The sequence below is a fragment of the Rhizobium anhuiense genome (assembly GCF_003985145.1).
In the GTDB taxonomy this organism is placed as follows: domain Bacteria; phylum Pseudomonadota; class Alphaproteobacteria; order Rhizobiales; family Rhizobiaceae; genus Rhizobium; species Rhizobium anhuiense.
Window position 1 is genome coordinate 768,156 of the sequence record NZ_ML133521.1, and the last position, 25,320, is coordinate 793,475.

Annotated in this window: 32 protein-coding genes; 13 read left to right on the forward strand and 19 right to left on the reverse strand. The window is 61.8% G+C overall.

Going from position 1 to position 25,320, the window contains the following annotated elements:
* The first annotated feature begins 84 nt into the window (after window positions 1-84).
* On the forward strand, window positions 85-564 hold the full coding sequence (locus EEQ99_RS03750; protein ID WP_028755871.1) for a class I SAM-dependent methyltransferase: 480 nt from the start codon (window positions 85-87) through the stop codon (window positions 562-564).
* A 7-nt stretch (window positions 565-571) separates the two neighbouring features.
* Here the strand turns inward: EEQ99_RS03750 and EEQ99_RS03755 are convergent, their stop codons facing one another.
* The gene (locus EEQ99_RS03755; RefSeq protein WP_063475964.1) at window positions 572-1,027 is read right to left on the reverse strand and encodes an Rrf2 family transcriptional regulator; all 456 of its coding nucleotides are present in this window, start codon (window positions 1,025-1,027) and stop codon (window positions 572-574) included.
* Between the two features lie 132 nt (window positions 1,028-1,159).
* On the opposite strand from EEQ99_RS03755, the gene EEQ99_RS03760 reads away from it, so the two are divergent.
* Window positions 1,160-2,065 (forward strand): NAD(P)/FAD-dependent oxidoreductase, encoded by a 906-nt coding sequence (locus EEQ99_RS03760; protein ID WP_047612669.1) that lies wholly within the window; start codon window positions 1,160-1,162, stop codon window positions 2,063-2,065.
* A 245-nt stretch (window positions 2,066-2,310) separates the two neighbouring features.
* Window positions 2,311-2,757 carry a DUF805 domain-containing protein gene (locus EEQ99_RS03765; protein WP_063475965.1) on the forward strand — a complete coding sequence of 149 codons (447 nt, stop codon included), beginning with the start codon at window positions 2,311-2,313 and terminating at the stop codon, window positions 2,755-2,757.
* A 218-nt stretch (window positions 2,758-2,975) separates the two neighbouring features.
* Here the strand turns inward: EEQ99_RS03765 and EEQ99_RS03770 are convergent, their stop codons facing one another.
* Together EEQ99_RS03770 and EEQ99_RS03775 are read right to left on the reverse strand one after the other, a co-directional pair.
* Window positions 2,976-3,854, reverse strand: coding sequence for an FkbM family methyltransferase (locus EEQ99_RS03770; RefSeq protein WP_028757732.1), 879 nt, complete (start codon window positions 3,852-3,854; stop codon window positions 2,976-2,978).
* Window positions 3,854-5,572 carry an adenylate/guanylate cyclase domain-containing protein gene (locus EEQ99_RS03775; RefSeq protein WP_063475966.1) on the reverse strand — a complete coding sequence of 573 codons (1,719 nt, stop codon included), beginning with the start codon at window positions 5,570-5,572 and terminating at the stop codon, window positions 3,854-3,856. Before EEQ99_RS03775 ends, EEQ99_RS03770 begins: the two co-directional genes overlap by 1 nt.
* 181 nt (window positions 5,573-5,753) lie before the next feature.
* Here EEQ99_RS03775 and EEQ99_RS03780 point away from each other — a divergent pair, with 181 nt between their 5' ends.
* Both EEQ99_RS03780 and EEQ99_RS03785 read left to right on the forward strand, forming a co-directional pair.
* Window positions 5,754-6,845, forward strand: a complete 1,092-nt coding sequence (locus EEQ99_RS03780) for a glycosyltransferase family 4 protein (RefSeq protein ID WP_028757728.1) — start codon at window positions 5,754-5,756, stop codon at window positions 6,843-6,845.
* Window positions 6,842-7,603: a polysaccharide deacetylase family protein gene (locus tag EEQ99_RS03785; protein ID WP_063475967.1), complete on the forward strand. Its 762-nt coding sequence runs from the start codon at window positions 6,842-6,844 to the stop codon at window positions 7,601-7,603. Before EEQ99_RS03780 ends, EEQ99_RS03785 begins: the two co-directional genes overlap by 4 nt.
* Before the next feature lie 41 nt (window positions 7,604-7,644).
* On the opposite strand, the gene EEQ99_RS03790 is transcribed toward EEQ99_RS03785, so the two are convergent.
* The 8 genes from EEQ99_RS03790 to pcaD all read right to left on the reverse strand — a co-directional run bounded on the left by EEQ99_RS03790 (window position 7,645) and on the right by pcaD (window position 13,975).
* Complete coding sequence (locus tag EEQ99_RS03790; protein WP_028757483.1) at window positions 7,645-8,514, reverse strand: alpha/beta fold hydrolase; 870 nt, start codon at window positions 8,512-8,514, stop codon at window positions 7,645-7,647.
* Window positions 8,515-8,537: 23 nt separating this feature from the next.
* On the reverse strand, window positions 8,538-8,912 hold the full coding sequence (locus EEQ99_RS03795; protein ID WP_028757482.1) for a GFA family protein: 375 nt from the start codon (window positions 8,910-8,912) through the stop codon (window positions 8,538-8,540).
* Between the two features lie 86 nt (window positions 8,913-8,998).
* Entirely contained in the window at window positions 8,999-9,829 is an 831-nt protein-coding gene (locus EEQ99_RS03800; RefSeq protein WP_028756262.1) for an MBL fold metallo-hydrolase, read from the reverse strand.
* Between the two features lie 326 nt (window positions 9,830-10,155).
* The gene (locus EEQ99_RS03805) at window positions 10,156-11,202 is read right to left on the reverse strand and encodes a 3-carboxy-cis,cis-muconate cycloisomerase (RefSeq protein ID WP_028757481.1); all 1,047 of its coding nucleotides are present in this window, start codon (window positions 11,200-11,202) and stop codon (window positions 10,156-10,158) included.
* 189 nt (window positions 11,203-11,391) lie between these two features.
* Entirely contained in the window at window positions 11,392-12,003 is a 612-nt protein-coding gene (gene pcaG, locus EEQ99_RS03810) for a protocatechuate 3,4-dioxygenase subunit alpha (RefSeq protein WP_028756260.1), read from the reverse strand.
* A gap of 2 nt (window positions 12,004-12,005) precedes the next feature.
* The gene (gene pcaH, locus EEQ99_RS03815; protein WP_028757480.1) at window positions 12,006-12,755 is read right to left on the reverse strand and encodes a protocatechuate 3,4-dioxygenase subunit beta; all 750 of its coding nucleotides are present in this window, start codon (window positions 12,753-12,755) and stop codon (window positions 12,006-12,008) included.
* Between the two features lie 9 nt (window positions 12,756-12,764).
* Entirely contained in the window at window positions 12,765-13,169 is a 405-nt protein-coding gene (gene pcaC / locus EEQ99_RS03820) for a 4-carboxymuconolactone decarboxylase (protein WP_028757479.1), read from the reverse strand.
* A complete protein-coding gene (gene pcaD / locus EEQ99_RS03825) occupies window positions 13,166-13,975 on the reverse strand; it encodes a 3-oxoadipate enol-lactonase (RefSeq protein ID WP_028757478.1) in 810 nt (269 codons plus the stop codon). Before pcaD ends, pcaC begins: the two co-directional genes overlap by 4 nt.
* 94 nt (window positions 13,976-14,069) lie before the next feature.
* On the opposite strand from pcaD, the gene pcaQ reads away from it, so the two are divergent.
* From pcaQ to EEQ99_RS03845, 4 genes are all read left to right on the forward strand, one after another.
* Window positions 14,070-14,987: a pca operon transcription factor PcaQ gene (pcaQ, locus tag EEQ99_RS03830; protein ID WP_028757563.1), complete on the forward strand. Its 918-nt coding sequence runs from the start codon at window positions 14,070-14,072 to the stop codon at window positions 14,985-14,987.
* Window positions 14,988-15,006: 19 nt separating this feature from the next.
* Window positions 15,007-15,696, forward strand: coding sequence for a methyltransferase family protein (locus EEQ99_RS03835; protein ID WP_028757562.1), 690 nt, complete (start codon window positions 15,007-15,009; stop codon window positions 15,694-15,696).
* Window positions 15,697-15,777: 81 nt separating this feature from the next.
* A complete protein-coding gene (locus tag EEQ99_RS03840) occupies window positions 15,778-16,302 on the forward strand; it encodes an MbcA/ParS/Xre antitoxin family protein (RefSeq protein ID WP_028757561.1) in 525 nt (174 codons plus the stop codon).
* Window positions 16,299-16,970: an RES family NAD+ phosphorylase gene (locus EEQ99_RS03845; RefSeq protein ID WP_028757560.1), complete on the forward strand. Its 672-nt coding sequence runs from the start codon at window positions 16,299-16,301 to the stop codon at window positions 16,968-16,970. Before EEQ99_RS03840 ends, EEQ99_RS03845 begins: the two co-directional genes overlap by 4 nt.
* A 23-nt stretch (window positions 16,971-16,993) precedes the next feature.
* On the opposite strand, the gene EEQ99_RS03850 is transcribed toward EEQ99_RS03845, so the two are convergent.
* Complete coding sequence (locus tag EEQ99_RS03850; RefSeq protein WP_028756054.1) at window positions 16,994-17,635, reverse strand: alpha/beta hydrolase family protein; 642 nt, start codon at window positions 17,633-17,635, stop codon at window positions 16,994-16,996.
* 70 nt (window positions 17,636-17,705) lie between these two features.
* On the opposite strand from EEQ99_RS03850, the gene EEQ99_RS03855 reads away from it, so the two are divergent.
* Window positions 17,706-17,888: a hypothetical protein gene (locus EEQ99_RS03855; RefSeq protein ID WP_028756053.1), complete on the forward strand. Its 183-nt coding sequence runs from the start codon at window positions 17,706-17,708 to the stop codon at window positions 17,886-17,888.
* 315 nt (window positions 17,889-18,203) lie between these two features.
* Here EEQ99_RS03855 and EEQ99_RS03860 read toward each other — a convergent pair whose 3' ends face one another.
* The 3 genes from EEQ99_RS03860 to EEQ99_RS03870 are packed head-to-tail and all read right to left on the reverse strand — an operon-like array spanning window position 18,204 to window position 19,627.
* Window positions 18,204-18,824 carry a glutathione S-transferase family protein gene (locus tag EEQ99_RS03860; protein WP_028757559.1) on the reverse strand — a complete coding sequence of 207 codons (621 nt, stop codon included), beginning with the start codon at window positions 18,822-18,824 and terminating at the stop codon, window positions 18,204-18,206.
* The gene (locus EEQ99_RS03865; RefSeq protein ID WP_080759865.1) at window positions 18,817-19,302 is read right to left on the reverse strand and encodes an SRPBCC family protein; all 486 of its coding nucleotides are present in this window, start codon (window positions 19,300-19,302) and stop codon (window positions 18,817-18,819) included. Before EEQ99_RS03865 ends, EEQ99_RS03860 begins: the two co-directional genes overlap by 8 nt.
* Window positions 19,283-19,627 (reverse strand): ArsR/SmtB family transcription factor, encoded by a 345-nt coding sequence (locus EEQ99_RS03870; RefSeq protein WP_028757205.1) that lies wholly within the window; start codon window positions 19,625-19,627, stop codon window positions 19,283-19,285. The genes EEQ99_RS03865 and EEQ99_RS03870 overlap by 20 nt, the downstream gene beginning before the upstream one ends.
* A gap of 514 nt (window positions 19,628-20,141) precedes the next feature.
* Here EEQ99_RS03870 and EEQ99_RS03875 point away from each other — a divergent pair.
* From EEQ99_RS03875 to EEQ99_RS03885, 3 genes are all read left to right on the forward strand, one after another.
* On the forward strand, window positions 20,142-20,402 hold the full coding sequence (locus EEQ99_RS03875; RefSeq protein ID WP_028757206.1) for a DUF982 domain-containing protein: 261 nt from the start codon (window positions 20,142-20,144) through the stop codon (window positions 20,400-20,402).
* Between the two features lie 55 nt (window positions 20,403-20,457).
* Entirely contained in the window at window positions 20,458-20,613 is a 156-nt protein-coding gene (locus EEQ99_RS34865) for a hypothetical protein (protein WP_174824428.1), read from the forward strand.
* Window positions 20,614-20,692: 79 nt separating this feature from the next.
* A complete protein-coding gene (locus EEQ99_RS03885; RefSeq protein ID WP_028757207.1) occupies window positions 20,693-21,394 on the forward strand; it encodes a DUF899 family protein in 702 nt (233 codons plus the stop codon).
* A gap of 18 nt (window positions 21,395-21,412) precedes the next feature.
* Here the strand turns inward: EEQ99_RS03885 and EEQ99_RS03890 are convergent, their stop codons facing one another.
* The 4 genes from EEQ99_RS03890 to hutG all read right to left on the reverse strand — a co-directional run bounded on the left by EEQ99_RS03890 (window position 21,413) and on the right by hutG (window position 25,319).
* Window positions 21,413-22,042: a J domain-containing protein gene (locus EEQ99_RS03890; protein ID WP_028756049.1), complete on the reverse strand. Its 630-nt coding sequence runs from the start codon at window positions 22,040-22,042 to the stop codon at window positions 21,413-21,415.
* A gap of 174 nt (window positions 22,043-22,216) precedes the next feature.
* Complete coding sequence (locus EEQ99_RS03895; RefSeq protein WP_028757208.1) at window positions 22,217-22,792, reverse strand: HutD/Ves family protein; 576 nt, start codon at window positions 22,790-22,792, stop codon at window positions 22,217-22,219.
* Window positions 22,793-22,797: 5 nt separating this feature from the next.
* A complete protein-coding gene (gene hutU, locus EEQ99_RS03900; RefSeq protein WP_028757209.1) occupies window positions 22,798-24,471 on the reverse strand; it encodes a urocanate hydratase in 1,674 nt (557 codons plus the stop codon).
* 44 nt (window positions 24,472-24,515) lie between these two features.
* Complete coding sequence (hutG, locus tag EEQ99_RS03905) at window positions 24,516-25,319, reverse strand: N-formylglutamate deformylase (RefSeq protein WP_028757210.1); 804 nt, start codon at window positions 25,317-25,319, stop codon at window positions 24,516-24,518.
* Window position 25,320: the final 1 nt, after the last annotated feature.

Sequence of the window (25,320 nt, forward strand, 5' to 3'; positions counted from 1 at the left end):
GCCATTTCCCATATACGGCAATCGACTTGGCGCGGTTTCATGTGTTAGCACGCCCACACGATTTTCATGACGGATACGGATTAGATGAGCCGCCTCGACAGCTTCATTCGCCGGTTGACGGCTCAACGCGACATTCTGAACTCGATCGTCGATCTGGTCGGGGAAATCGAAGGCCCTGTGCTGGAGTTCGGCCTCGGCAACGGCCGCACCTATGATCACCTGCGCGAAAACTTTCCCGGCCGGCGCATAGTCGCCTTCGACTGGGAGGTGCGCTCCTATTCGGCCTCGACACCGGAGGCCGAAGACATGGTGACCGGCAATATCCGCGAATCCGGCCAGGCCTTTGTCGGCATCGGCGCAGCCCTTGCCCATGCCGATATCGGAACCGGCCATGACGAGATCGACGCCGTGACGCTGACCTGGCTGCCGCAACTGATGGCCGGCGTGCTCGCCCAAAACGGCATCGCCGTCAGCGGCCTGCCGCTGGAGCATCCCGAGCTGGTGGCGCTGCCGCTGCCGGAGGGGATCAAGGAAGGGCGGTATTTTCTCTATCGCAGGACATGATCTCCGCTCATGAAGCGCAGGAATAGGATGCGGCAGAGCGCGCAGTGAGTTTTGCCTCGAAGTCGGCAGCGATTTCGTCCAGCGTCACGCTGCCCAGCCGCTGCAGGAGCAGGGACTGGGCTTCCTTCATCGCGTCGCCGAGGGCGATATTCACGGCCTGTTCTACCAGACATTGCGGCTGATCGTCGGCTGGGCCGATGGCGAAGAGATGCGGCTCGCCGATGGCGCGGTAGACGTCGAGCAGGGTGATTTCCGATAAGGGACGCACCAGCGTCCAGCCACCGCCATGGCCCTTTTCGGAGCGGACGTAGCCCTGTTCGCGAAGGCCGGCCATAGTGCGGCGCACGACCACCGGATTGGTGTTCAGCATTTTGGCAATCATTTCGGAAGTCGCCGAGTGCTGGTGCCTATCCATGTGGATCAGCACGTGCAGCATGCGTGAAAGGCGGCTGTCATTGCGCATGGTTTTCTTCCTGTCGATCGGACGGGGCATTATGACAAGTCAATCGTAACAAGACAAGTGACGTGATGCTTGACCGCGCCTCTTCATGTAACTTATGATGATTCATGATCGGTAGAGCCAAAGGAGAGTTTCATGTCCTACGAAGTCATCGTCATCGGCGGAAATTTTGCCGGCCTGTCGGCAGCCATGCAGCTTGCCAGGGCGCGGCGGCGCGTGCTGCTCGTCGACGCCGGCGCGCCGCGCAACCGGTTTTCTGAAGCATCGCATGGTTTCCTCGGCCAGGACGGCCAGACGCCGGCAGCGATCATGCGGGAGGGAAAACGGCAGCTTTCACTCTATGCGACCATCACCATCCGCGACGGGAAAGTCGTAAGGGCACAGAGGGATGGTGACGCATTCATCGTCGGCACCGAAGACAGCGGCGAAGAACGAGCCGCGCGCATCGTGCTCGCAACCGGCGTCAGCGACACGCTGCCCGAGATCTCCGGACTGCGGGATCGGTGGGGCCGCTCCGCGCTGCACTGCCCCTATTGCCACGGTTATGAGGTCAGCGGCGGCAAGCTCGGCGTTCTCGCAAACCATCCGCATTCGGCCCATTCGGCCATGATGATTCCCGACTGGGGAGCAACGACCTTTTTCACCCAGGCGCTCTTTGAGCCCGACGAAGAGCAACTGGTGCGGCTGACTGCCCGGGGTGTCCGGATCGAACGCAGCCCTATCGTGGAATTGTTGGGCGACAATCCGAAGCTTGAGGCGGTTCGCCTCGCCGATGGCCGCGTCGTGCCGCTGGACGCCGTGTTCGTCGCGCCGAAAACGACGATGGCGAGCCCTGTTGCCGAACAGCTCGGCTGCGCCTTCGACGACGGCCCGTTTGGGCCGATCATCCGGATCGCCGATAACAAGGAAACCACCGTCAAGGGTGTCTTTGCCGCCGGCGATGCGGCAAGCGCCATGCACAACGCCACCCTCGCCTCCGCCTCAGGCGTGCTCGCCGGCGTGCACTGCCATCAATCGCTGGTCATGCAGTCGGTCGCGTAAGGCAGAAACAGCACGCAGGGTGGAATTTCCCCCAGCAGATCAAGGACCTTCGTCCACCTCGTAATCCTCGCGGTGAAAATCTCAACGCGTTAATCATTGCTTTTAAAATAAGGAGCGGATGCAACCCACTTATTGCAATTTCTACGTTTGAATTGTAGCTGTTTTCATCTGAATGACTATCAAGCAAGACGATGGTGAGACCGTGGATCACCGTGCTTGCACCAAGCAGAAATGGGGGCATTTCAATGGGTTTTACTGAAGCTGTTCGGACTGTTCTGAAGCAGAAATACGCAACCTTTTCCGGCAGGGCTTCTCGGTCGGAATATTGGTGGTTCGTGCTGTTTTATGTGTTGGCGCTGTTCCCTACTGCAATTCTGGCGGGTATCCTCGCCATCCTTTTCAGTGGGGGCTTGGGCGCCGCGTCACCGGCTTCATTTGCCGTGGTCGCCTGGTTGTTGTTTACGCTTGCAATCCTTTTGTCGGTGATATCCCTGCAGGTGCGCCGGTTCCATGACCGCAACATTTCCGGTTGGTGGTATCTTGCGCTGGTTGTCCTGAGCTTTGTTCCCTATGCCGCTCTGGTCACAGTCCCGGCGATCATTGTTATTTCCGTGCTTCCGGGCACGGAAGGTCCGAACAAGTTCGGGACGGATCCGCTGCGTCCGGAACGAAGCGCAGAGGTCTTTGCCTAGAGCATGACCATCCGCAACAGCGGGAGCAAAGGGCAATGAACGGGAGAATGCCGCTTCGTCATCGCCCCATTGGACGGAGTGCGATTGAGCAGGCGGGTTCGTTTGGCAGTGTCGGAACGACTTGCTATCCCTTCTCCCCAGCGGGGAGAAGGTGGCCCCCAGGGTCGGATGAAGGGGCCGCACGGTAGGCGCCAACGATCAGTTTTCCGGAAGGAAGCCTACGGCAAGAACAGCACGTTGTACTGATCGAACTCGCCCGGCAGATCCCGCACCTTCATCTCCTCCTCACGGTCCTCGAAGAGGACGAGGCAATCCTCGTAGAATCCCGACAGCATTGATACGAAGGCTTTCGTTCCTTCCGGGCCGTAGAAGAGCGGCGTGAACTCCATGTAGAGCGGAACGCGGCGGGCAAGCAGCGGTTGCATCGACCGGCAGGCGACCGGCTCGTAACCCTCGATATCCATCCAGACGAGGCCGATCGCGGCCGGGTCGATCGAAAGGCCGGCAAGGATCTCGGAAACCGGCTTTACCGGCACGCTGATCTTCTTGTCCGTCGGGCTCTGGCGGATGGCGCTGCTCTTGCCGTGATTGTTGAGGTTGAGAAAAAAGTCGATCTCGCCTTCGCTCTCGCCGGCGGCGCAATTGACGAGCCGGACCTTCTCCTCCAGCCGGTTCTGGCGAATGTTGAGGGCAAGCAGCGGGAAATTGCGCGGGTCGGGCTCGATGCTGACGATCTTGTTGTAAGTATCGCTCAACGCGAAATAGACGGTCTGGGTGCCGATGTTGCCGCCGATCTCCAGCAGCGTCGCATCCTTTCTGAGCAGGCCGCGCTCGCGCAAGATGACGATCAGCCGGTCGACGGCCTCGCGCTCGAAATGGCCCTTCCGGAAGACCTTGCGGCCGATATAGTCGGCGGGCGAGAAGGTCATCCGATGGTCGCCGGCGTCGACCGTCATCGAGACGACGCGCGGGCCGATATTCTCGATCAGCAGGCGACGGCCGAAGCGGGTGTCGAAGAAGCGCGAAGCGGCGGCATTGCGCGCCTTGCGCAGGCGACGGCTCCAATATTTGGCGGTCAGCCAGGGCTTGCCGGGCATCAGTCTTTTCCTTCGAGCGGTTCTGCCGCTTTCTCTCTCGGAATGACGTAGACTTTCAAGGGCAAGGCCCGGCCGCGCACGCTGATTTCACGGCTTTCGATGCCGGCGAGATCAGCACCCGAAAGGTTCGCCACCGGCTCGGAGATGACGATCGCCGCTTCGAATTCCTTGGCGGCGGTCTCGAGCCGGCTCGCCACATTCACGGTATCGCCGATCGCCGTCATGCTGCGCACCCGCCCATATCCCATCGTGCCGACGACGGCCGGGCCGGTGTGAATGCCGATGGCGATGCGCAGCGGCAGCGCCAGTTCGTCGGCGAGCTCTGCGGCGAGTTTCTCGATCTCGGCGACGATCGCTGCTGCTGCGTTGAGCGCCTGGCGGCAGGCTTCCTCCGGCGCGGTGTTGAGGCCGAACAGCGCCATGGCGCCGTCGCCGATGAACTTGTCCAGCCGTCCGCCCGCCTGCTCCACTGCCTTGCCGATTATGGCGAAATAGCGGTTCAGCAGGAAGACGACGTCGAAGGGCAGGCGGGTTTCCGTCAGCGTGGTGAAATGGCGGATATCGACGAAGAGTACGGCGATCTCGCGCTCGCGGCCGGGGCTCGTTTCCTGACTGTTGGCGGGAAGAGCGGCCTCGGTCGCCGGCACGAGAAGCGGCGCAACCGCGACGTTGTGGTTCGGACGAAGCTGGCAGGCGAGCCGGACATCCGGGCCGGCATTGATGCGCCTCAATGTCGTCTGTTCCATCTTGTCGGGGGCCGGAAGGTTTTCGTAATCGCCAAGGATCTGCACCCGGCAGGTGGAGCACTGCCCCTTGCCGCCGCAGACGGCATAATGCGGCAAGCCGCCGAGCCGGCTTGCTTCCAGCACCGAGAAGCCGCGCGGCACACGGATCACCTCGCCGCCCGGATAATTCACGGCGACCTGGTCAAGCCGCTCCTTCAGCTTGCGCCGGGCGCGGGCGACGACGACGATCAGAAGCGAGGCCGAGAAGGCGCCGTAGAGCCCGGCACGGATCATGGCGACCTGACGGTGAACTTCCGGATTTGAGATGTAACGGGTGTTGACGCCCTCCTTGTAGGCGCTGATCGTCATTGCCTGTTGGTAGGATGGGTCGGCGAGCGTTCGGCCCATTTCGACGAAGCCGAGCAACGAAAGCACCGGCACGAGGATCGCAAGCGCCAGCAGAAGGGGCGCAAAATCCGGATACCAGGGCCGATAGCGCAACCAGAAATGGATGCCGATGCAGCCATGGATCCAGACGGCGACGACAGCGAAGCCCTGCCGCAATCCGTTCGCCGGATTCCTGATCCAGAGCATGCTGACGACCGCCTCATAGTCATCGATGTAGCCGTAGAACTCGTGGGCGATACGCGTGCCGATGACATGATCGAGGAGCAGCAGCGGGATCATCAAGCCGAGCACGATCTGCGCCATTTCCCCCTTCGGCATCACGAGGCTGCGTCTGACATAGATGGCGCGCAGCACCAGCGCGATATGGATGAGGACCGCCGAATAGAAGATGGTCGTCCCCAGAGGATTGCGCCAGATCATCAGGAAAAGATGGGCGGCTTTATCGGCGGCGGAGACCGAAATCAGGCCGATCGCATGGTTTGACAAATGCAGCAGGACGAAGATGAAAATGACGAGGCCGGAACCGAGCCTCGCCCTTCTGATCGCACGCTCCGAAAAAATCCCTGTGGCCGAGACCGTCGTCATTCATTCCCGTTCTTGTCGATGTAACCGCAGGCCCATAGAGATTGAGAAAGAGGCGGAATTGCTTCGATCGCGATCACATTCCATATGCTTATGCGCAAGTTTTAATGAAGGGGACAATAGCGGAATTTTTCGTGATAGCACGAGTGCCGGTTGTAAACAGTCTGTCTTATGTGAGGTGTCAATGCGGGTGGCTTTCTACGCGCCGATGAAATCGCCGAACCATCCGGTGCCGTCAGGCGACCGGCTGATGGCACGGCTGTTGATCCGGGCGCTGGAACTTGCCGGACACGAGGTCGAGGTCGCTTCCGAATTCCGCGCCTATGCCTCGACACCGGAAGCCGCAGCGGAGCTCGAACCCGCCGTCCACACCGAACTGGAGCGGCTGCGGTTGGCATGGAAATCCGCGCCGCGGCCGGATCTCTGGTTCTGCTACCACCCCTATTACAAATCGCCCGATCCCTTCGGGCCTGTCCTCTCTGCCGAATTCGCCATTCCCTATGTCACCGCCGAAGCCTCCTATGCGGCAAAACGCAACGCGAGCGGCTGGGCCGCGTCGCAGAAGCGCGTGGGCGCGGCGATCATGCAGGCGGCGGTCAATATCAGCTTCACCGAGCGTGACCAGGCAGGACTTGCCTCCGCCTTTCCGCAGGCGCGCCTTGCTCGTCTGAAACCCTTCATCGATACGACGCTGTTTGAAACGATTTCGCCGGAGCCCGATCGGCGCCGGCTGATGACGGTCGCGATGATGCGGGCCGGCGACAAGATAGACAGTTATGCGATGCTCGCAAAAGCATTGCGGCTGATCGAAGACCGGCCCTGGACGCTTGCCGTCATCGGCGATGGTCCGATGCGCCACGAGGTGCAGGCGCTGTTTGCCGATCTTCCCGGCCGCGTCGAATGGCTGGGCGAGCGGAATGCCGTCGAGATCGCCGAGTTGCTCGGACGCGGCGGCCTCTATGTCTGGCCCGGTTGCGGCGAGGCCTATGGCCTTGCCTATCTGGAAGCCCAGGCCGCCGGCCTGCCTATCGTCGCGCAAGAAACGGCGGGCGTGCCCGCGGTGGTCGAGGCTGGCGTGACCGGCCTGCTGACACCGGATGGCGATGTCGTGGCCTATGCCGGCGCCGTGGCCGCCCTGCTTGACGACAGGCAAAGGCGCGACGCCATGGGGCAGGCGGCACGGCGCTTCGTGCTCAGGGAGCGTTCGCTTCCCAACGCGGCGCGAGTGTTGAACGGAATTTTGCAGGACAATCTGGGAATGGGAGCGACGGGATGACCGACAAGATGGCCTGGGAGCCTCTGCGGCGCGAGCTTGACCGCTGGCAGGCGGCCGGCCGCGTGGCGCGGTTCTGGCTGCGGGATGACGATGCCGTCGAACCGACGCCGGCACTGGAGACACTGACGGCGCTCGCGGGCGAAAGCAACGTTCCGCTGACGCTCGCGGTTATTCCCGCCCTGACCGGCGAGGCCTTGGCCGCGCGCCTAGGGGAGGAAACAGCCATCACGGTTGCGGTGCATGGCTGGTCTCATACGAACCATGCGGGGCCGGAAAAAAAGAAGCAGGAACTCGGCGGCGAACGCCCGGCGGATGTCCTGCTCGGCGAGTTGCGGGAAGGCTTCCGGCTGTTGCAGCTGTTGCATCCGGCCCGCTTCCTGCCGATGCTGGTGCCGCCTTGGAACCGGATCGACGCTAGTCTTATCCCGGCGCTGCCGAGCCTCGGATTTACCGCCCTTTCGGTTTATGGGCGGGCAAGGCAGGACGGCCCGGTGCCGCTGCTCAACACACATGTCGACATCATCGACTGGCACGGCACGCGCGGCGGACGGGGCGAGGCGGAATTGGTGGCCGAACTGGTAGCGGAGCTCCGCGATCGGTTTGCCGGCAGCGAGGAACCTGTCGGCGTGCTCACTCACCATCTGGTGCACGATGCGGCCGCATGGGACTTCCTGTCGGCCTTGTTTGCAGTGACGGGCCGGCATCCGGCCGTCCGCTGGTCATCGGCGTCGGAGCTGCTTGAGCATGTCGCGCAATAGTGTGCCGCGGTTTTGCGATAACGACATGCGTAAAAACAAGATCAGGCGGCGTGAACGCGCCCGAGGAAGTCTCGCATGAGTGCGACGACGTCATCGAGATGCGTCTCGAGCAGCCAGTGGCCGCCGCCCAGCAGATGCAGTTCGGCATCCGGCAGATCGCGCAGATAGGCTCGCGCCGATCTTTCCGGCATGTAGTGGTCGTTGGGACCCCAGACGATCAAGGTCGCAGGCTGGTATTCCCGCAGGTATTTCCGGTGTTCCGGAAACCAGGCCCGGTTCTCCTTCAATCCGGCGATCAGGTCGATGGCGATTTCCTTGCGCCGCGGCGTGGTCAGCGACCAATGCAGCTTCCAGAGATCGGGCGGGATGGTACCGGCCAGAGCCGGCGGCAGATCGTTGAGGAATTCATCCCTGAAGGTGTCCTCGCTGACCGCTTCCGCCAGCGCCGTCCTCATCTCCGATAGTGGAAGCGTCCACGTCGCCTCGATATCGGCATACTTGGGTCCGAGGGCATCCTCATAGGGGATGTCGCCATTCTGGATGATGAGCGCCACGATGCGCCGAGGCTCTTTGATTGCCAGCCGCGCGCCGATAGGCGACCCGAAATCGTGCAGGTAGAGGACGAAGCGGTCGATATTGACGGCGTCGATAAAGGCCTGCAGCCAGGCGGCATAACCATCGAAGCTGTAGTCGAAATCGTCAGGCGTGCCGCTATAGCCCGCGCCAGGGAAATCCGGTGCGATCAGGCGCCAGCGGTCGGCAAGGCGCGGCATGAGATTGCGAAATTCATAGGACGAGCAGGGGTAACCGTGCGGCAGCAGCAAGACCGGAGCATCCGGCCGACCGGCCTCGCGGTAAAAAGTCTCGATGCCTGCGACCGTGATCGAGCGATGCCGGACGAGAGCGGACATCGGGAGGCTTCCGACGCTGCCGCTCACTTTCGATCCCCTTCATGCTGCTCGGCGCCCTCTACCGGCCGCAGCCAGGGCTCGCGGCGCTTGATCCAGAGTTCGTAGCACGGCACAAGCGGCGTCGGGGCATCGGACAGGATACCGAGCTTGATTTCCGCCTCTTCGTCATCGGCGGAAAACAGCCGCGAACCACAGCCGGTGCAGAAATGGCGACCTCGGAACTCGGCGGTTTCCCCAGAATGTTCGAATTGGCCGGCTGGCCAGATCCCGTAAAAGGTAAAGGCCGAACCGCTTTCTTTCCTGCAGTCGGTGCAATGACAGATCCCGACGCGCAAAGGTTCGCCGCGAACAGAGATCTGCACCTGCCCGCAAAGGCACTTTCCGGAAAACACGGTCATAGCTGGTCCCCGCGTCATGGTTTACCTGCCGGGAAACGGCCTGATCCAGCATCTGTTCCGTCAGCAGGCTGAGGTTTCGCGGGTTGCTAGATCACCACGGTCTGATTGTCGCGGGCGGCAAAGGATTCGGGGAAGGCGGCCTGCGCCTGCGCTTCCATCTCAGCCAGCTGTTCGTCGGTGCGCGAGGGGGCGTGGTGGAAGAGCGCGAAGCGCTTGGCGCCCGCCATCTTCGCAAGCTCGGTGCCGTGCTGCCAGGTCGAATGGCCGAAGCCCTTGAAACGCTGCATCTCGTCTTCATTGTAGGTGCAGTCGTAGACGACGAGATCGGCGTCCTGCATCATCTCCAGTGAGACCGGATCATAAGCGCCCGGAATATGTTCGATGTCATAGACGAGAGCGATCGAACGGCCCTGCCATTCGACGCGGTAGCCGATGGCGCCGCCCGGATGGTTCAGCATGAAGGTCTTGATCGCGATGCCTTCGTGGGGGGTCAGAACCTGACCGGGATGGAAGTCGCGGAAGTTCATCGTCGCCTGACAGATGTCGGTCTTGACGGGAAACCAGGGCGGGCTAATGAACTGATCGACCATTTCCCGCGTGCTCATCTTGCCGTCGAGGTGGCCGGACCAGATGTTGACGTTGATCGAGGGGTAATAGATCGCCTTGAAGAAGGGCAGGCCGATGATGTGATCATAGTGGCAGTGGCTGAAGAACAGGTCCACGTCGCTGACGCCGTCGGCGAGCAGCGACAGGCCCGCCTCGCGCAGGCCGGAGCCCGCGTCGAAGATCATCCGATGTTTTCCGCAGCGAATTTCGATGCAGGAAGTGTTACCGCCGTAGCGATCGAACTCGGGGCCCGACACTGGAATACTGCCACGGACGCCCCAAAATTTTACCTGAAACAGTTCTGTCGTCATCGTTCTTCAAACCGGCCTTCCCGCGTCGCCATCGTAGTCATTGTTTATCCCGATGCGAAGCAGTAGAATTCCACGGGTTTGCCTGCGCCCCCTTTCATTCTCCTAACCGCTAGCGGAAGAAGAAGTAGATTTTCCTAAGCAATCGGCTTTCGCTTCGGAAAGCAAGCCGGTTTGGTTGGTTTTCGGTAAACGGGCTGCTGGGGCGGGGCGTTTTCCGCAAGTCATGCCTATTAGATGGTTGCGCGCGATTGAAAAAACAATTGCTGCCTCCTCAGGCCCAGATCCACCGCATGCCTTTGTCAAGATCGTGGCACGCCAGCGCGGCGTCAGGCAGTTCCAAGCCTTTTGATATTTCCCATGAGGTCCGCGGCGAGACGCAACGAGGCAGCGGTTGCCATGGTCATTTGCGGCAGCAGCAGCCATTCGAGCGTCCAGGCAGCACCTGAGCGTTCCTGCTCGTGGACGAGGGACTGGTGGATGCCCGAGAGAACAGTGGCATTGAAGCGGGCGAGCGAGATCAGGACTTCGGCGGAAACCGGGTTCTGCTTGTGCGCCATCGCCGACGAGGTGCCGCCGCCGGCAATTTCGATTTCGCCGCCGACCTGGGCGAGCAGCGCGATATCCTGGCCTATCTTACCGAGGCTGCCCGATATCGACGCGAACAGGCCGGCGATATCGGCGATCGGCAGACGCCCGCTCTGCCATTGCGTTGCGTCGGCAAGGCCGAGTTCCTGGGCGAGCGAGGCGCGAACGGCTGCGGCCTGCGACCCGAGCTTATCAAGCGTGCCGGCCGCACCGCCGAACTGGACGGGAAAACTCTGCTCGGTCAGGCGGTCGCGATAGGTCGCAAGCGGCGTGCGCCAGGCTTCGAGGCGATCGGTGACGGTGATGGGGATCGCCGCCTGCATGCGGGTATGGCCCATCAGCCGGTTTTGGCCGAACTGGCCGTCGAGCGCATCGAGCCCTTTGAGGATGGCGGAAAGCCGGCCGGCAAACAGGAAGACGACGGCCTTCAGGCGGACCATCAGGCTGGTATCGATGACATCCTGGCTGGTGGCGCCGAGATGGAGACTCTTGGCCGCTTCCTCGCCGACAGCGGTGCGCAGCTGCTTGATGAGTTCGGGGATAACGACACCGTCCCTTGCCGTTGCCGATCGAAGGCTGGCCAGATCGGGCGAGAAGGCGGCGCAGATTTCGGTGATGCGCCTTGCCGCTTCGGCGGGGATGAGGCCATGGCCGGCTTCGGCCCTGGCGAGCGCGGCCTCGAAGGAGAGCATGGCGCGGATATCGGCCTCGGCGGAAAAATAGGGCGCGATTTCATCATCGCCGAGCAGGCCGGAAAGGAAGGGGTGGTCGAAGGGCGATGCGGTCATGATTGTCTCGCTTTGCTGGCCCCTCATCCGGCTGCCGCCACCTTCTCCCTATTGGGACGGGACTGCGGTGGCGTCCGCGCTTTATGGGCAGGTAATCTCGCGTGGGCACGTCCCTCTCCCCTCGGGGAGAGGGACGGTGAGGGGGAGGCTACTTGCACAGGGCTTTCCGAACAAGCCACCGGCATACCCTCAGATATCGAGAAATACCGTTTCCTTGGGACCCTGCAGATGGATGTCGAAATGGCAGGTCGCGCCGTCGCGGGTGGCGACCATCGTTGCGACGCGCTCGCGATGTTCGATGCGGGACAGCAGCGGGTCGGCGGCGTTGGCCTCCGTCTCCTCCGGGAAATACATACGCGTATGCAGGCCGATATTGATGCCGCGGGCGACGATCCAGAAGGTGATGTGCGGGGCTTGTCTACGGCCGTCCTTGAAGGGGACACGGCCGGGCTTGACGGTCTCGAAGCTGTAGACGCCATCCTCGGCGCGGGTCGGGCAGCGGCCCCAGCCGGTGAAATTCGGATCGGCGGTTCCGCGCATTTCCGAAGGGCTGTTGTAGAGGCCGGCGCTGTCGGCCTGCCAGATCTCGATAACGGCATCGCGCACCAATGCGCCGGCGCCATCGAAGATTCGGCCGGTGACGGTGATGCGTTCGCCGAGCGTCTTGTCATTGACCATCTCGATGCCGAGATCGGTGTCGTAGACGCCCTTTATGTCGCAGAAATTCGGCGTCAGGCCGATATGGACATAGGGGCCTGCCGTCTGCGACGGGGTTTCCTTGAGATAGCCGAGCTGCTGCATGGTCAGTTGCCCTCCAGCCTGTTTTCGAACATCGTCGAGCGGCGGCCGCGCAGCACGATATCGAATTTATAGGCGCGTGAATCCATCGGGATCGTGTTGCCCCAGTCGAGCGGCGCGATCAGCTGCTCGATCGCCGCCTTGTCGGGGATCGTGCCGACGATCGGACATTTCCAGATCATCGGATCGCCCTCGAAATACATCTGGGTGATCAGGCGCTGGGCAAAGCCGTGGCCGAAGATCGAGAAATGGATATGGGCCGGCCGCCAATCATTGACGCCGTTCGGCCAGGGATAAGCGCCGGGGCGGACGGTGCGAAAAGAGTAACGGCCTTCCTCGTCGGTGATGGCGCGGCCGCAGCCGCCGAAATTCGGGTCGATCGCCGCAAGATAGGTTTCCTTCTTGTGGCGATAGCGGCCGCCGGCATTGGCCTGCCAGAACTCGACCAGGGCGCCGGCAACCGGCTTGGCACGCTCGTCGAGCACCCGGCCATGGACTATGATGCGTTCCCCGATAGCGCTTTCGCCGGGGCGCGCATAATTCAGGATCAGGTCGTTGTCGAGTTCGCCGATCATCGAATGGCCGAAGACCGGCCCGGTGGTTTCGGAAACCGTGCCGTCGAGCGACAGCAGCGCACGCTGCGGCGCGCGCAGCAGGGAGGTCTTGTAGCCGGGGGTCAGCGCCGGCGCATGCCAGGCACGGTCGCGGCCGAAGAAGGCGCCGGTCTCGGGTTTGCGATTTGCTCGTTCGGACATTTTTCCCCCTCAGGCCGCCTTGTCGGCGTCCATCTGTGCGAAGGTCTGCTTTGCGATCTTGATCGCGTGATTGGCGGCGGGAACGCCGGCATAGATCGCCACATGCAGCAGCGCCTCGCAGATATCCTCACGGGAGGCACCCGTATTGACGGTGGCGCGCACATGCATGGCGACCTCGTCGTCCTGGCCGAGCGCCGCGAGCAGAGCGATGGTGACGATCGAGCGTTCGCGCTTCGTCAGCGCCGGGCGCGACCAGACATGGCCCCAGGCGGCTTCGGTGATCAATTCCTGGAAGGGACGGTCGAACTCCGTCGATGCGGCGGCGGCTCGGTCGACATGGGCGTCGCCGAGCACGGTGCGGCGGGTCGCCATGCCTTGGCGATAGCGCTCGGAGGAGGACGCGGTTTCGTTCATGGGCTGTTTTCTCCAGGCGTAATGGATGTGAGGAAGGCGCGGATGACCGCCGTCAGCGCTTCCGGCTGCTCGACGCAGGGAATGTGCGCGCAATTGGGGATGACCTCATAACGCGCGTCGGGGATAAGCTTGGCGGTCGAGAGCACCAGATCGGGCGGCGTCGAGCCATCCTGGTCGCCGACGACGCAGATTGTCGGGACAGTGATCGTCTTTGCAGTTTCGGTAAAATCGGCGTCGCGGATCGCGGCGCAGGCAGCGACATAACCTTCGACCGGCTGACGCGTCAGCATGTTGCAATAGCCTGAATAGGCGGTGTTTTCGGGCCGGCGGAAGGCCGGCGTGAACCAGCGCTCCATGATGGCGTCGACGATGCTGCCGATGCCGTTTTTCTCGACGGCGGCAATGCGGGCGTTCCAGCTCTCTGCTGTGCCGATCTTATGGGCGGTGTCGCACAGGATCAAGGCACTGACCAGGTCCGGCCGGCGCTGATAGAGCGACTGGGCGATGAGGCCGCCGACGGAGAGGCCGCAGATGACGGCCTTCTTGACCGACAAGAGATCGAGCAGGCCGGCGAGATCCGTCGCATGATCCGCAATCGATGAGGGGAGCTGGCCGACATCGGACAGGCCGTGGCCGCGCTTGTCGTAAAGCACGATGGGGAATTCGCCGGCAAGCCGCACCACGACGTCGCGCCAGATGCGGAAATCCGTCCCGAGCGAATTGGTAAAGACGATCACCGGCCTGTCGGCTGGTGCACCGATGACCTGATAATGGATCGTCACGTCGTTTATGCGGGCGAATTGCACGTCATTCTCCTCCTGAAGGCGAAATTGAATGTTTGATCCGGTTAAGTAAAATGATATTTTTAGGCTTTTCGATAACTTCGGAGTTATGTGAGCGATGATCGACAGCCGCGTCAAGTTTCGCCATCTGCAGACCTTTGTCGAGGTGGCGCGGCAGAAGAGCGTCATGAAGGCCGCCGAATTGCTGCATGTCAGCCAGCCGGCGGTCACCAAGACGATCCGCGAACTGGAACAGGTGCTGGGTGTCGATGTCTTCGAGCGCGACGGCCGCGGCATCAAGATCACCCGTTACGGCGAGGTCTTCCTGCGGCACGCTGGTGCGGCGCTGACGGCGCTGCGCCAGGGTCTCGATTCCGTCTCGCAGGAGCAGTTTTCCGAAGCGCCGCCGATCCGGATCGGCGCGCTGCCGACGGTGTCATCGCGAATCATGCCGCGGGCGATGGAGCTCTTCCTCAAGGAGAATACCTGGAGTCGGGTGAAGATCGTCACCGGCGAGAATGCGGTGCTCTTGGAGCAGCTTCGTGTCGGCGATCTCGATGTCGTCGTCGGGCGTCTGGCAGGCGCCGAGAAGATGGCCGGCTTTTCCTTCGAGCATCTTTATTCCGAACAGGTAGTGTTTGCCGTGCGCCCCGGCCATCCGCTGCTCGACGGCCGGCAATCGCTGTTTTCAGGTTTCGGCAACTACACGGTGCTGATGCCGACGCGGGGTTCGATCATCCGGCCGGTGGTCGAAAATTTTCTCATCGCCAATGGCGTCGCCAGCCTGCCCAACCAGATCGAGACGGTATCGGATTCCTTCGGCCGCGCTTTCCTCCGGGCAAACGACGCGATCTGGATCATTTCCCACGGCGTGGTGGCCGACGATGTCGCCGACGGGCGGCTGGCGCTTCTGCCGATCGATACCGGCGAGACCAAGGGGCCGGTCGGATTGACGATGCGCGCCGATGCCGTGCCGTCGCTGCCGCAATCGATCCTGATGCAGACGATCCGGGAGGCGGCAGGCGAGGTTTCCTGAGGTAATGGAGGACGGACCGATGGAGGATCAGAAGAGGAGTCTCGGCAGGCGGGCGACGGAAGCGACTGTGAAATTCGTCGCAGTGCTTGCGGCGATGATCTTCATCGCGGCGGGCTCGCTGTCCTATTGGCAGGGCTGGCTATTCCTTTTCAATTTTGGCGGCTGGATTGTCGCGACGACGGCCTATTTCCTGAAATATGACCGCGCCTTGCTGGAACAACGGCTGCATGTCGGGCCGGCTGCGGAGCGGGAACCGGCACAGAAGCGCATTCAGCTTTTCAACGGCATTGTGCTGATTGCGCTCTTCATCGGTTCGGCGCTCGATTACCGGTTCGGCTGGTCGGCCGTTCCGGCGCCGATCGTGATTTTCGGCAATGTTCTGATGGCGGCCGGCTTTTACGGCTGCTTCCTCGTGCTGCGGCAAAACAGCTTCGCTTCGGCAACGGTCGAGATCCGCCGGGATCAGCGGGTCATTTCAAGCGGGCTCTACAGCGTCGTGCGCCATCCGATGTATGCGGCGGCGCTGGTGCTCTTCATCGGCATACCGCTGTCGCTCGGTTCCTATTGGGGCCTGCTGGCCATCCCTCCTGCCTTTGCCGGACTTGTCGCGCGGCTGCTGGACGAGGAGAAACATCTGACAAGAGACCTGCCGGGTTACGCCGAATACCGCCGCAAGGTCCGCGACCGGCTGCTGCCTGGGCTATGGTGACGGCTCCATTGGAGCAATTCTTGAAATCTGTTGCCGAATGCCCAGATTTGGACTATGTCTAATTCAAGACAGGAGGCTGTTATGCAGCATGCGCGACGCACCGAGCACCGGGAAGGCCAGGGGCCACAGCGGCTGGACATGGAGCGCTTTGCACCGGCAAACCGCAAGAGGCTGAGCGCACCGGCCTTGCGCACCTTCCTGGCGATCGCCGATCTCTGGGGACTGACGGAAGAACAGCGTCTGCTCGTGCTCGGTTATCCCTCCCGGTCGACCTACCACAATTGGGCCAAACAGGCGCGCGAGCACGGCGCTTTCACGCTGGATGTCGATACGCTGACCCGGATCTCGGCGGTGCTCGGCATCCATCAAGCACTCGGTGTGCTTTTTGCCGATGAGCGCGCCGGCGTCGCCTGGCTGCGCACGCCGCATCAGGCGCCGGTTTTCGGCGGACATCCGCCACTTGATATCGTGACCAGCGGAACCCAGGACGGGCTGATGACCGTCCGCCGGTTTCTCGACGGCGCGCGCGGTGGTCTCTACATGCAGCCGAACAGGCTCGACGAAGCCTTCACGCCTTACGAAGATGCGGACATCGTCTTCCGGTGAGGGATCGTTTTGCAGAGGCGCCGCGTCCGTCACACCGGCTGATCCCGTCGCAATTTCCACCGATCGGGCTTTTCGAGACGGTGACGCGGGTGTCCGACCTTGAAGCGGTGATGGAACTCGTCGGCTGGACCAACGACCGTCTCGTCGCCGATCGCATCCAACGGCTTCCCCAGGCTGAATGGGTTTATGGCACGCCAAACGCCAGCATCGTCATGGCGGCTTTCCTGCATGTTGCGCCGGGAGGAATGCGGTTCAACGGCTCTGATCTCGGCGCCTGGTATGCCGCCGATGATCTCAGGACAGCCGCTGCCGAGGTCGGCCACCATCTTCGGCGCGAGGCTGTCGCACGCGGGGTGGCGATGATGGCGCGCACCTATCGAAGCTATGCGGCCACCCTGATTGGCGATTACCTCGACATTCGCGGCGAAGAGTTGCTGCGGCCCGATGTCTATGACGGCGCCAGCTATGCGGCGTCGCAGGTGCTGGGGGAAGAGGTCCGCTCGAGCGGTGGCGCCGGCATCCTCTATGACAGTGTCCGGCTGAGGGGCGGGGTGGTCATCGTCGCGCATAGACCGCGCAACATCCGGGACGTCGTGCAGGCCGACCATTTCGAAATCACCGTTTCCGCCACTGACCGGCGCATCGATATCAGGAAGCTTGCCGCCTGATATCGGCAATCGCAAGGTGAGCCTCAAACCGGCAATCGTTCGGCCCAGGCCTTTGCCGCCTTGGCCATCGTGGCGAGGTGATCGGCGCTGGAGAAGCCGGAGATCGTCTTGCGCGGCTTGAGGTCGTGGTCGCCATCCTCGAGCCAGAGGATCTCGATCCTGTCGGAGAGATCATAGCCCGGCACCTCGTCTCGTGTGCCGAATTCGTCGCGCGTTCCCTGGCAGATCAAGGCGGGCGTCGTCAGCCCGGTAAGGTGGGCGGTGCGCAGCTTCTCCGGCTGGCCGGGCGGATGGAAGGGATAGCCGAGGCAGAGCAGGCCGGCGATCTTCCCCCTGTGATAAAGATCGTCGGCGATCATGCTGGCAACCCGGCCGCCCATCGACTTGCCGCCGATGATAAGCGGGCCGCTGGCACCGAGCGTGGCAATGGCCGCCTCATATTCGGGATTGAGCGTTTCGGCGCGCGGCGGCGGCTTGCGGCCTTCCGAGGTGCGGCGGGCGGCCATATAGGCGAATTCGAAGCGGGCCACACGGAAGCCAACGCCGGCAAGCGCATTTGCCGCTGCTGTCATCGACGCCGAATCCATCGGCGCGCCGGCGCCATGGGCCAGAAGGATCGTGAAGCGCGCATCCTGAGGCCCCTGCAGCAGAAACCTGTCAAGCATCGGTAATCCTCCATGCCATCGTCGGAACCATGTCGACGGCCGTGACTTCTTCACTGAAAGGAGACTGACAATGTCGACGAATGATCAAAACGTAAAGCCCGAGCAGCGGCGCCCCAAAGATGTCGGCGCCGTTCCCGACAAGCCTGAGCCCGCCGACGCAGAATCGATGGCGCCGCCGGCGGTGCAGCCGGCCGGGGTCGGGGACAAGAGCGAACGACCGGTGGTCAATCCCGTCAGTGGAGTTGCCATCTGACGGGCCTTGTCAATGTCCTGCCGAATAGCCCTTGAAACCGGGGCGCAAAGGGTCCATATACCGGCCCTGCCTGAAAAATGGATGCGCACGGTATCGACGTCGTCGAACTGTTCGTTGTCCGACAGGATAAGGGCGCTCCCCGCAAGGGTCGAGCGCCCTTTTTGCTTTACAGCCCTTGCGCATATCACCGCTTTCGTCTTGTCGTTTGATGGCGGAAGGGATTCCAGCGAAGCGAGGCCCTGTGGCGCGAATTACCGGCAAGACTTGTAGAAACGTGGGCGGAAATAATAACCACGGAACAGCGGCCGCACCTTGTTACGCCGGGAAAGGGTTTCTCCACGCATCTAGTTGTTCAAGCCGTTCGTACCACGCCTGAATATGCGTAAACTCGGAAAGTGGAATCTCAGCAGAAGTCGCATAAGGAAGTGCAGCGGCCAATGCGAAATCTGCGACAGTCAGCGTCTTCCCGACCGCGACGCTGTTAGTGGCCAAATGGTCGTCGAGCACGCGAGCATGTAGTCGGAAGCTCGTCTTCGCATCTTCGATCACGGCGACGTCAGGCTCCCCGCCGAACAAAGGTTTGATCAAGTATTCAAACCACAAGGCTGCCGCGTGCCGGGTGAAATGACTCGCGTCCCAGCTCAGCCACCGGAGGACGTCGATCTGCCTGTGGTCATGCGGCCAGAAATCCGAGCCAACTCTGTCAGACAATCGGCACATGATGGCATTCGCTTCCCACAAGGTTCCGGCATCATCCTGCAGCACAGGGACTTTCCCGTTCGGGTTGAGAGCCAGGAATTCCGTGGTACGCTGCTCTCCGCTGGCTAGGTCAATCCTTATGAACTCCACGTCGGCTTTAAGAAAACGGGCAGCGGCGCAGGCCTTCCGAGGATTGAGCGTCTCGCAATAGTAAAGCTTCATCGCCGCCTTACTCATGATCCGGCCTTTCGGACGTAGCCCCCAGAAAAACGCCCAGTCGCTCGAAGCTTTGCGACCAACCACCTTCATGACCCTTAAGTGATGATGCGTCTTCAAATCCACTTTGCCGAAATGTCATTTCCGTTCCTCCGTCGCTTTCCTTTAACGTGATGGTGACGACTGTTTCCGGGCTTTTTTCGCCGGTTCCGATCTCCCAGGCATGTGTGAAGACAAGCCTGTGCGGAGGGTTGACTTCAAGGTATTTTCCGCTAACCCAGTGCTCCTCTCCATCTGGCGCTATCAGACAGGCGCGGTGTCTACCGCCGGGCCAGACTTCAAGCTGGTCGCCCACCGCCTTGAAGCCGTGAGGACCGCTCCATTGCGCTAGCGCTTTGGGGTCGGTCCATGCTCTGAAAACGAGATCGCATGGGGCATCGAACCTTCGTACAAAAACCAGATCGCGGGCGTTGTCAGTATCAGTCTCCGGATTTGTCATCTTCGTATCCTTGTACCTTGGACAAATAGGCATCGAGACGATCAAAGCTCTGATCCCAGAAGCGTCTGTAATCGCCAATCCAATCAGAGATTTTCTTCAATGCGTCCGGCTCAAGTTCGCGGGGACGCGAAGTCGCTTCACGGCCGGAGCGGATCAATCCGGCCTGTTCCAGGACCTTGAGATGCTTTGAAATGGCAGGCTGAGACAGCTCGAAGGGATCTGCGAGTTCGGCCACGGTCGCCTTGCCGTGAGCAAGCCGCCCAAGAATTGCTCTCCTTGTTGGATCTGAAAGTGCGGAGAAAATCGCATCGAGGCTGCTTTTCATATATCACCACATGGCTATATAACCGAATAGATATATTACTTATCGCGATGTGTCAAAGGCAATCTTCCGGTAGGTTGGCAACAGAGACTCATGCGTTGGCAACAGAGCGGGAAGTCCCGCGTCTGTCGTGCCGGAGTCGGAGGCGACTACGGGATCTCTTTCTGCCGCTCTGCTGATGAAATGTTTCCGGTTGCAGAGGCACACCGCGCTCGCTGATGCCGCCGCGGAGCAGTTTGAGTTTGCTGAGGAGGCAGAAGACCGGGAAGGGCGCCTGGTATAAGCATGTCGGCGGCTTTGGTGGCTTCAGCATGGCGGGCAATGAGGCCGGCGACCGTTTCCCTGCCAACTGGTGCCCATGCTGACGCTGGCGATGCCGAGGCGGCTAAAGCGCCCCTTAAGAAATATTCTCCTTTCCATTATGCGGCCTCCAAAACGAGCTTCGGCATGCGAGCGAAGATCACGGAACGGTTCTTGCACGGTTACTAATATGTTTACTGTGGGGAGACCTAATGTCATGAAGTGGTGCACATCCGCAGAGTTTGCCCCTCTGATGTTCGTTGTGAGTGGGTCGGAAAAATACAAGCTTGTCGCAACTCTTTTCCAGGCTGCCGAGATGCTGACAGTTGGTTGGCCGATCGACGACGGAGAAGAGTACCTTATAGCGATTAGTGCGTGCCGACATGCAATTCATGGGGAAATTCCGGCGCAGGACGCGCGAGCAGCGCTTATCCGTGCCGCCGACGAAGCTGGCATTCCGGTGATCACCGTTCACTGAGTTTCGCAGCCGACGGTGAAATGAGTTCGGGGCGGCGTCCTCTAGGAAGGGCGCAATGCTGATCATGATCTGGTTCGATGATCCGCATTTCGGAACGCGCGATCTTGATCTGCTTGGCTTTGGCGATCCGGGCACCGGGCCGGCCAAAGCGCGGGGCGAATATTTTCCGTCGGCTTCTGTCGATTTTCGCATCAGCCGATCGTCCTTGTAATGATGTGCTGCGACCCGGTCGTGGCTTCAGCACGTCCTTTGCGCGCCTGAGGCGCGCGGCAACAGAAGGAGGAATCGTCATGGATAATCGGCATCTGGTACCCGCCGCCGTGCTTGTGGCTAAGAACGGCGCCCGCTTCCCGAATGAGAGCGAGGCCTATCGCAGCGCCCGCGATGCGCTGCTGGCCGAAGAGATCGAATTGCGCCGTCATATCGAGCGCGTGGCAAGACAGCGCCGGGCGCTGCCGCCGGGCGGCGAGGTGACAAAAGAATACCGCTTCGAAGGCAGCGATGGGCCGATCTCCTTTGCCGAGCTCTTCGCCGACAAGGATACGCTGATCGTCTACAGCTACATGTTCGGCCCACAACGCGAGCGCCCATGCCCAATGTGCACCTCGCTGCTGTCGGCCTGGGACGGCGAGGTACCTGACATCCAGCAGCGCGCCGCCCTTGCGATCGTCGCCCGCTCGCCGATCGAAAGGCTGCTCGCCTTCAAGAAGGAACGCGGCTGGCACCACCTGCCGCTCTACTCCGACATGACGGACGATTACAGCCGCGACTATCGCGCGATCGGCAGCGACGGCAGCGATGGCGCCGCCTTCAACGTCTTCACGCGGCGCGACGGCACCATCCGCCATTTCTGGAGCGAGGAGATGGGCGAAGCGACGGCCGATCCCGGCGAGGATCCGCGCGGCGCACCTGATCTGATGCCGCTCTGGACCGTGCTCGATGCGACGCCCGAAGGCCGGGCGCCGGACTGGTATCCGAAACTGTCCTATTAAGATCGGCCGCGTCGTCCGTCAGCCGGTGGAGCGGTTTCTGGAGGTCTCGACCCATTCGATGTTGGTGACCGCGGCATCCGGCAGCGGCGGCGGATCGATGTCGTAGACATAGCCGCTGAGCATATCGGCGGCGCGTTCGGTCGCCTTGATCTTCGCCTCGGTTTCCGCGACCGCTTTGGCGATGGCTTCGATGCGGGCACGGAACATGTGGGCAAGCACATCGCGACCGGACTGCTTTTCGAGCCGTTCCAGATGCAGGCCGATGCGCGAGGCGTGGCGCTCCAATTCGCTCTTGCTGAAACGGGCCTTGCGCAGTTCTTCGGAAAGGCTTTCCTGCATGACAGCGACGGGATCGAAACTTCCCGGCGCGCGCTCGTCGAGCACGGCGTCGGTGACGAGCTTCTCGATCATCACGAGCGCCTGCAGCTCGGCGGCATCGGCGAATTCAACGTCGTAACCGGTATCGTCGTAGACCTTGCGCCGGACCGGATCGAGAAGCAGCCCATAGGCTTTCTGCAAATTGGCAAAGGCGTCCGAATCACCGCCCGAATCGGGGTGGGCAACTTTCGCCAGACGCCGGTAGGCGGCCTTCAGCTGCGCCTCGTCCGCATCGCGTTCAACGCCGAGAATATCGTATGGATCCGTCACGCCTGCTCCCTTGCTCCCCGCATGTTGCGGGCAGTCTAGGTCTTCTTCTGCATCAGAAGGGCAAAGTTTAGACCGAAAGCAGGAATGACGTCCATGGCCCGAGATCGGGATAGTCGATGCGCATGCCTAGCCAAATTCTCGATTGTTCAATCTTTTCAAATCGTTGTTTGAAAGTCAGCCTGTGGTGATCGATGCGAGATAACATTTGGCTTCACCATCGACCTCAAGCGCGATCGCGGCCGCGTCCTCAATCAGCAGCGCATCGCCGGCCGCAAGCGCGCCGGTCTCGCCGCCCCGCCGGAAGGAGAGCGCGCCGCCATGGCAGAGGAACAGGCATGTCGAGGGCGGCAGCGGCAGGGTGCTGCTGCCATCGACGTCGATCCGGACCAGCCTGTGGGCGAGCCCGTCGCGGCGGGTCATGACGTTGAGATCGGTGATGGCGCCGTCCTGGAGCCTGGCCGCGACGGGGATATCCGCCGGGAAGGCCAGGGGATCGCTTGCCGTCGTCAGCAGCACCGGCGTGCTGCCTTCGATATCGAGCACCATGCCGTTGCCATCGAGGATCGCCAGCGTGCGGTCGATGCCGGGAAAAATCGAAAACGGGCCGTCGGTTGCGACGGTCGCCATACTGACGCGCCAGTCGAAACCGGCAAGACCAGCATTCTCAGGCGAAACGGCGATTTCCACCGTTTCGCCGCCGCCGTTCTTCCAGGGCATGCGTTTACAATCACCGGCGCGCAGGATTCTCACCGGGTTCAGTTCCCGAGAATGCCGGGCAGGCGCAGGCCCTTTTCCCGGGCGCAGTCGAGGGCGATCTCGTAGCCGGCGTCGGCATGGCGCATGACTCCGGTCGCCGGATCGTTCCAGAGCACGCGTTCGAGACGCTTTGCCGCATCATCCGTGCCATCCGCGCAAATGACGACGCCGGAGTGCTGGGAGAAGCCCATGCCAACGCCGCCGCCATGATGCAGGGATACCCAGGTGGCGCCCGACGCGGTGTTGAGCAGGGCGTTCAAAAGCGGCCAGTCGGAGACGGCATCGGAGCCGTCCTTCATCGCTTCGGTTTCGCGGTTCGGCGAGGCGACGGAGCCGGAATCGAGGTGGTCGCGGCCGATGACGATCGGAGCGGAAAGCTCGCCGTTCTTGACCATTTCGTTGAACGCCAATGCGAGGCGATGACGATCGCCGAGCCCGACCCAGCAGATGCGCGCTGGCAGACCCTGAAAGGCGATGCGTTCCCTGGCCATGTCGAGCCAGTTGTGCAGGTGGGTATTGCCGGGGGTCAGCTCCCGCACCTTGGCGTCGGTCTTGTAGATATCCTCGGGATCGCCGGAAAGGGCCGCCCAGCGGAAGGGACCGATACCGCGGCAAAACAGCGGTCTTATATAGGCCGGCACGAAGCCCGGGAAGGCGAAGGCGTTTTCCAAGCCTTCTTCCTTGGCGACCTGGCGGATGTTGTTGCCGTAGTCGAGCGTCGGAATACCGGCGTTCCAGAAGGCGATCATCGCTTCGACATGCTCGCGCATCGAGGCACGCGCTGCCTTTTCGACAGCCTTCGGATCGCTCTCGCGCTTGGCCTTCCATTCGGCCATCGTCCAACCCTTCGGCAGGTAGCCGTTGATCGGATCATGCGCCGAGGTCTGGTCGGTGACCATATCGGGGCGGATGCCGCGGCGGACCATCTCCGGCAGGATTTCGGCGGCATTGCCGAGCAGGCCGACGGATTTGGCTTCGCCGGCCTTGGTCCAGCGGTCGATCATCGCAAGCGCTTCGTCGAGCGTCTCGGCTTTGGCGTCGACATAGCGGGTGCGCAGCCGGAAATCGATCGAATCCGGATTGCATTCGACGGCGAGGCAGCAGGCGCCGGCCATGACGGCGGCGAGCGGCTGGGCGCCGCCCATGCCGCCGAGGCCGCCGGTCAGGATCCATTTGCCCTTGAGATTGCCGCCGTAATGCTGGCGGCCAGCCTCGACGAAGGTCTCGTAGGTGCCCTGGACGATGCCCTGCGTGCCGATATAGATCCACGAGCCGGCCGTCATCTGGCCGTACATGGCAAGGCCCTTCTTATCCAGCTCGTTGAAATGATCCCAGGTCGCCCAATGTGGCACCAGGTTGGAGTTGGCGATCAGCACGCGCGGCGCATCCTTGTGGGTGCGGAAGACGCCGACCGGCTTGCCGGATTGCACGATCAGGGTTTCTTCTTCCGTCAGCGTCTTCAGAGTCGCGACGATGCGGTCGAAATCCTCCCAGGTGCGGGCGGCGCGGCCGATGCCGCCATAGACGACGAGTTCGTTCGGATTTTCGGCGACGTCGGGATCGAGATTGTTCATCAGCATGCGCAGCGGCGCTTCGGTCATCCAGCTCTTGGCATTGAGATCGTTGCCGCGGGGCGCGCGGATTTCACGGATATTGTGGCGTGGATTGGTCATGGCGGTTCCCCTGTTCTCAGGTTTCAATCGTCAGGTTTCGGGCGTCAGCGTTTCAGGCCTGGTGCGATCTGTTCGAGGCGCACCAGAATGTCTTTGAGATGCACGCGAAGCCTGTCCGCCTTGGCGGCGTCATAGGCAAAGGGCGGTGCCTCGGTCTGGAGATGCGTCGATTGTGCAAGCTCCATCTGGATCGCGTGCACACCGGTTTCCGGCTTTCCATAATGGCGTGTCGTCCAGCCGCCCTTGAAGCGGCCGTTGAGCGCGCGGTCGTACCCCTCGGCGGCTTCGACGACGGTGAGCGTCGCCTGTTCGATGGCGCTGTCGCAGGTCTTGCCCATATCGGTCCCGATATTGAAATCCGGCAGCTTTCCTTCGAACAGGAAAGGAATGTGGGACCGGATCGAGTGGCAATCGTAAAGGATCGCGACGCCATGGATCGCTCTCACGCGCTCGATCTCGGCGGCAAGGGCTGCATGATAGGGCGCATGAAAATCCCGCAGCCGCGCCGCAATATCGGCCTCGTCAGGTCCCTTTCCATCCTTCCAGATCGCCTTGCCGTCAAAATCCGTTTCGGGAATGAGGCCGGTGGTGTTCTGGCCGGGATAGAGGCTGACGCCCGCCGGATCTCGGTTGGCATCGATGACGTAGCGGTGGAATGTGGCGCGCACGACCGTGACGTCGTCGAGCAGCCCGTCATAGAGGTGGTGGATGTGCCAGTCGGTATCGGCGAGAATCCTGCCATTGTCGTTGAGACGGTCGGCGATCTCAGCCGGCACTGACGTGCCGGTGTGGGGGAAGCCGAGGATGACGGGCGAGGTGCCCTGACGAATTTCGTATGGTGTGGTCATG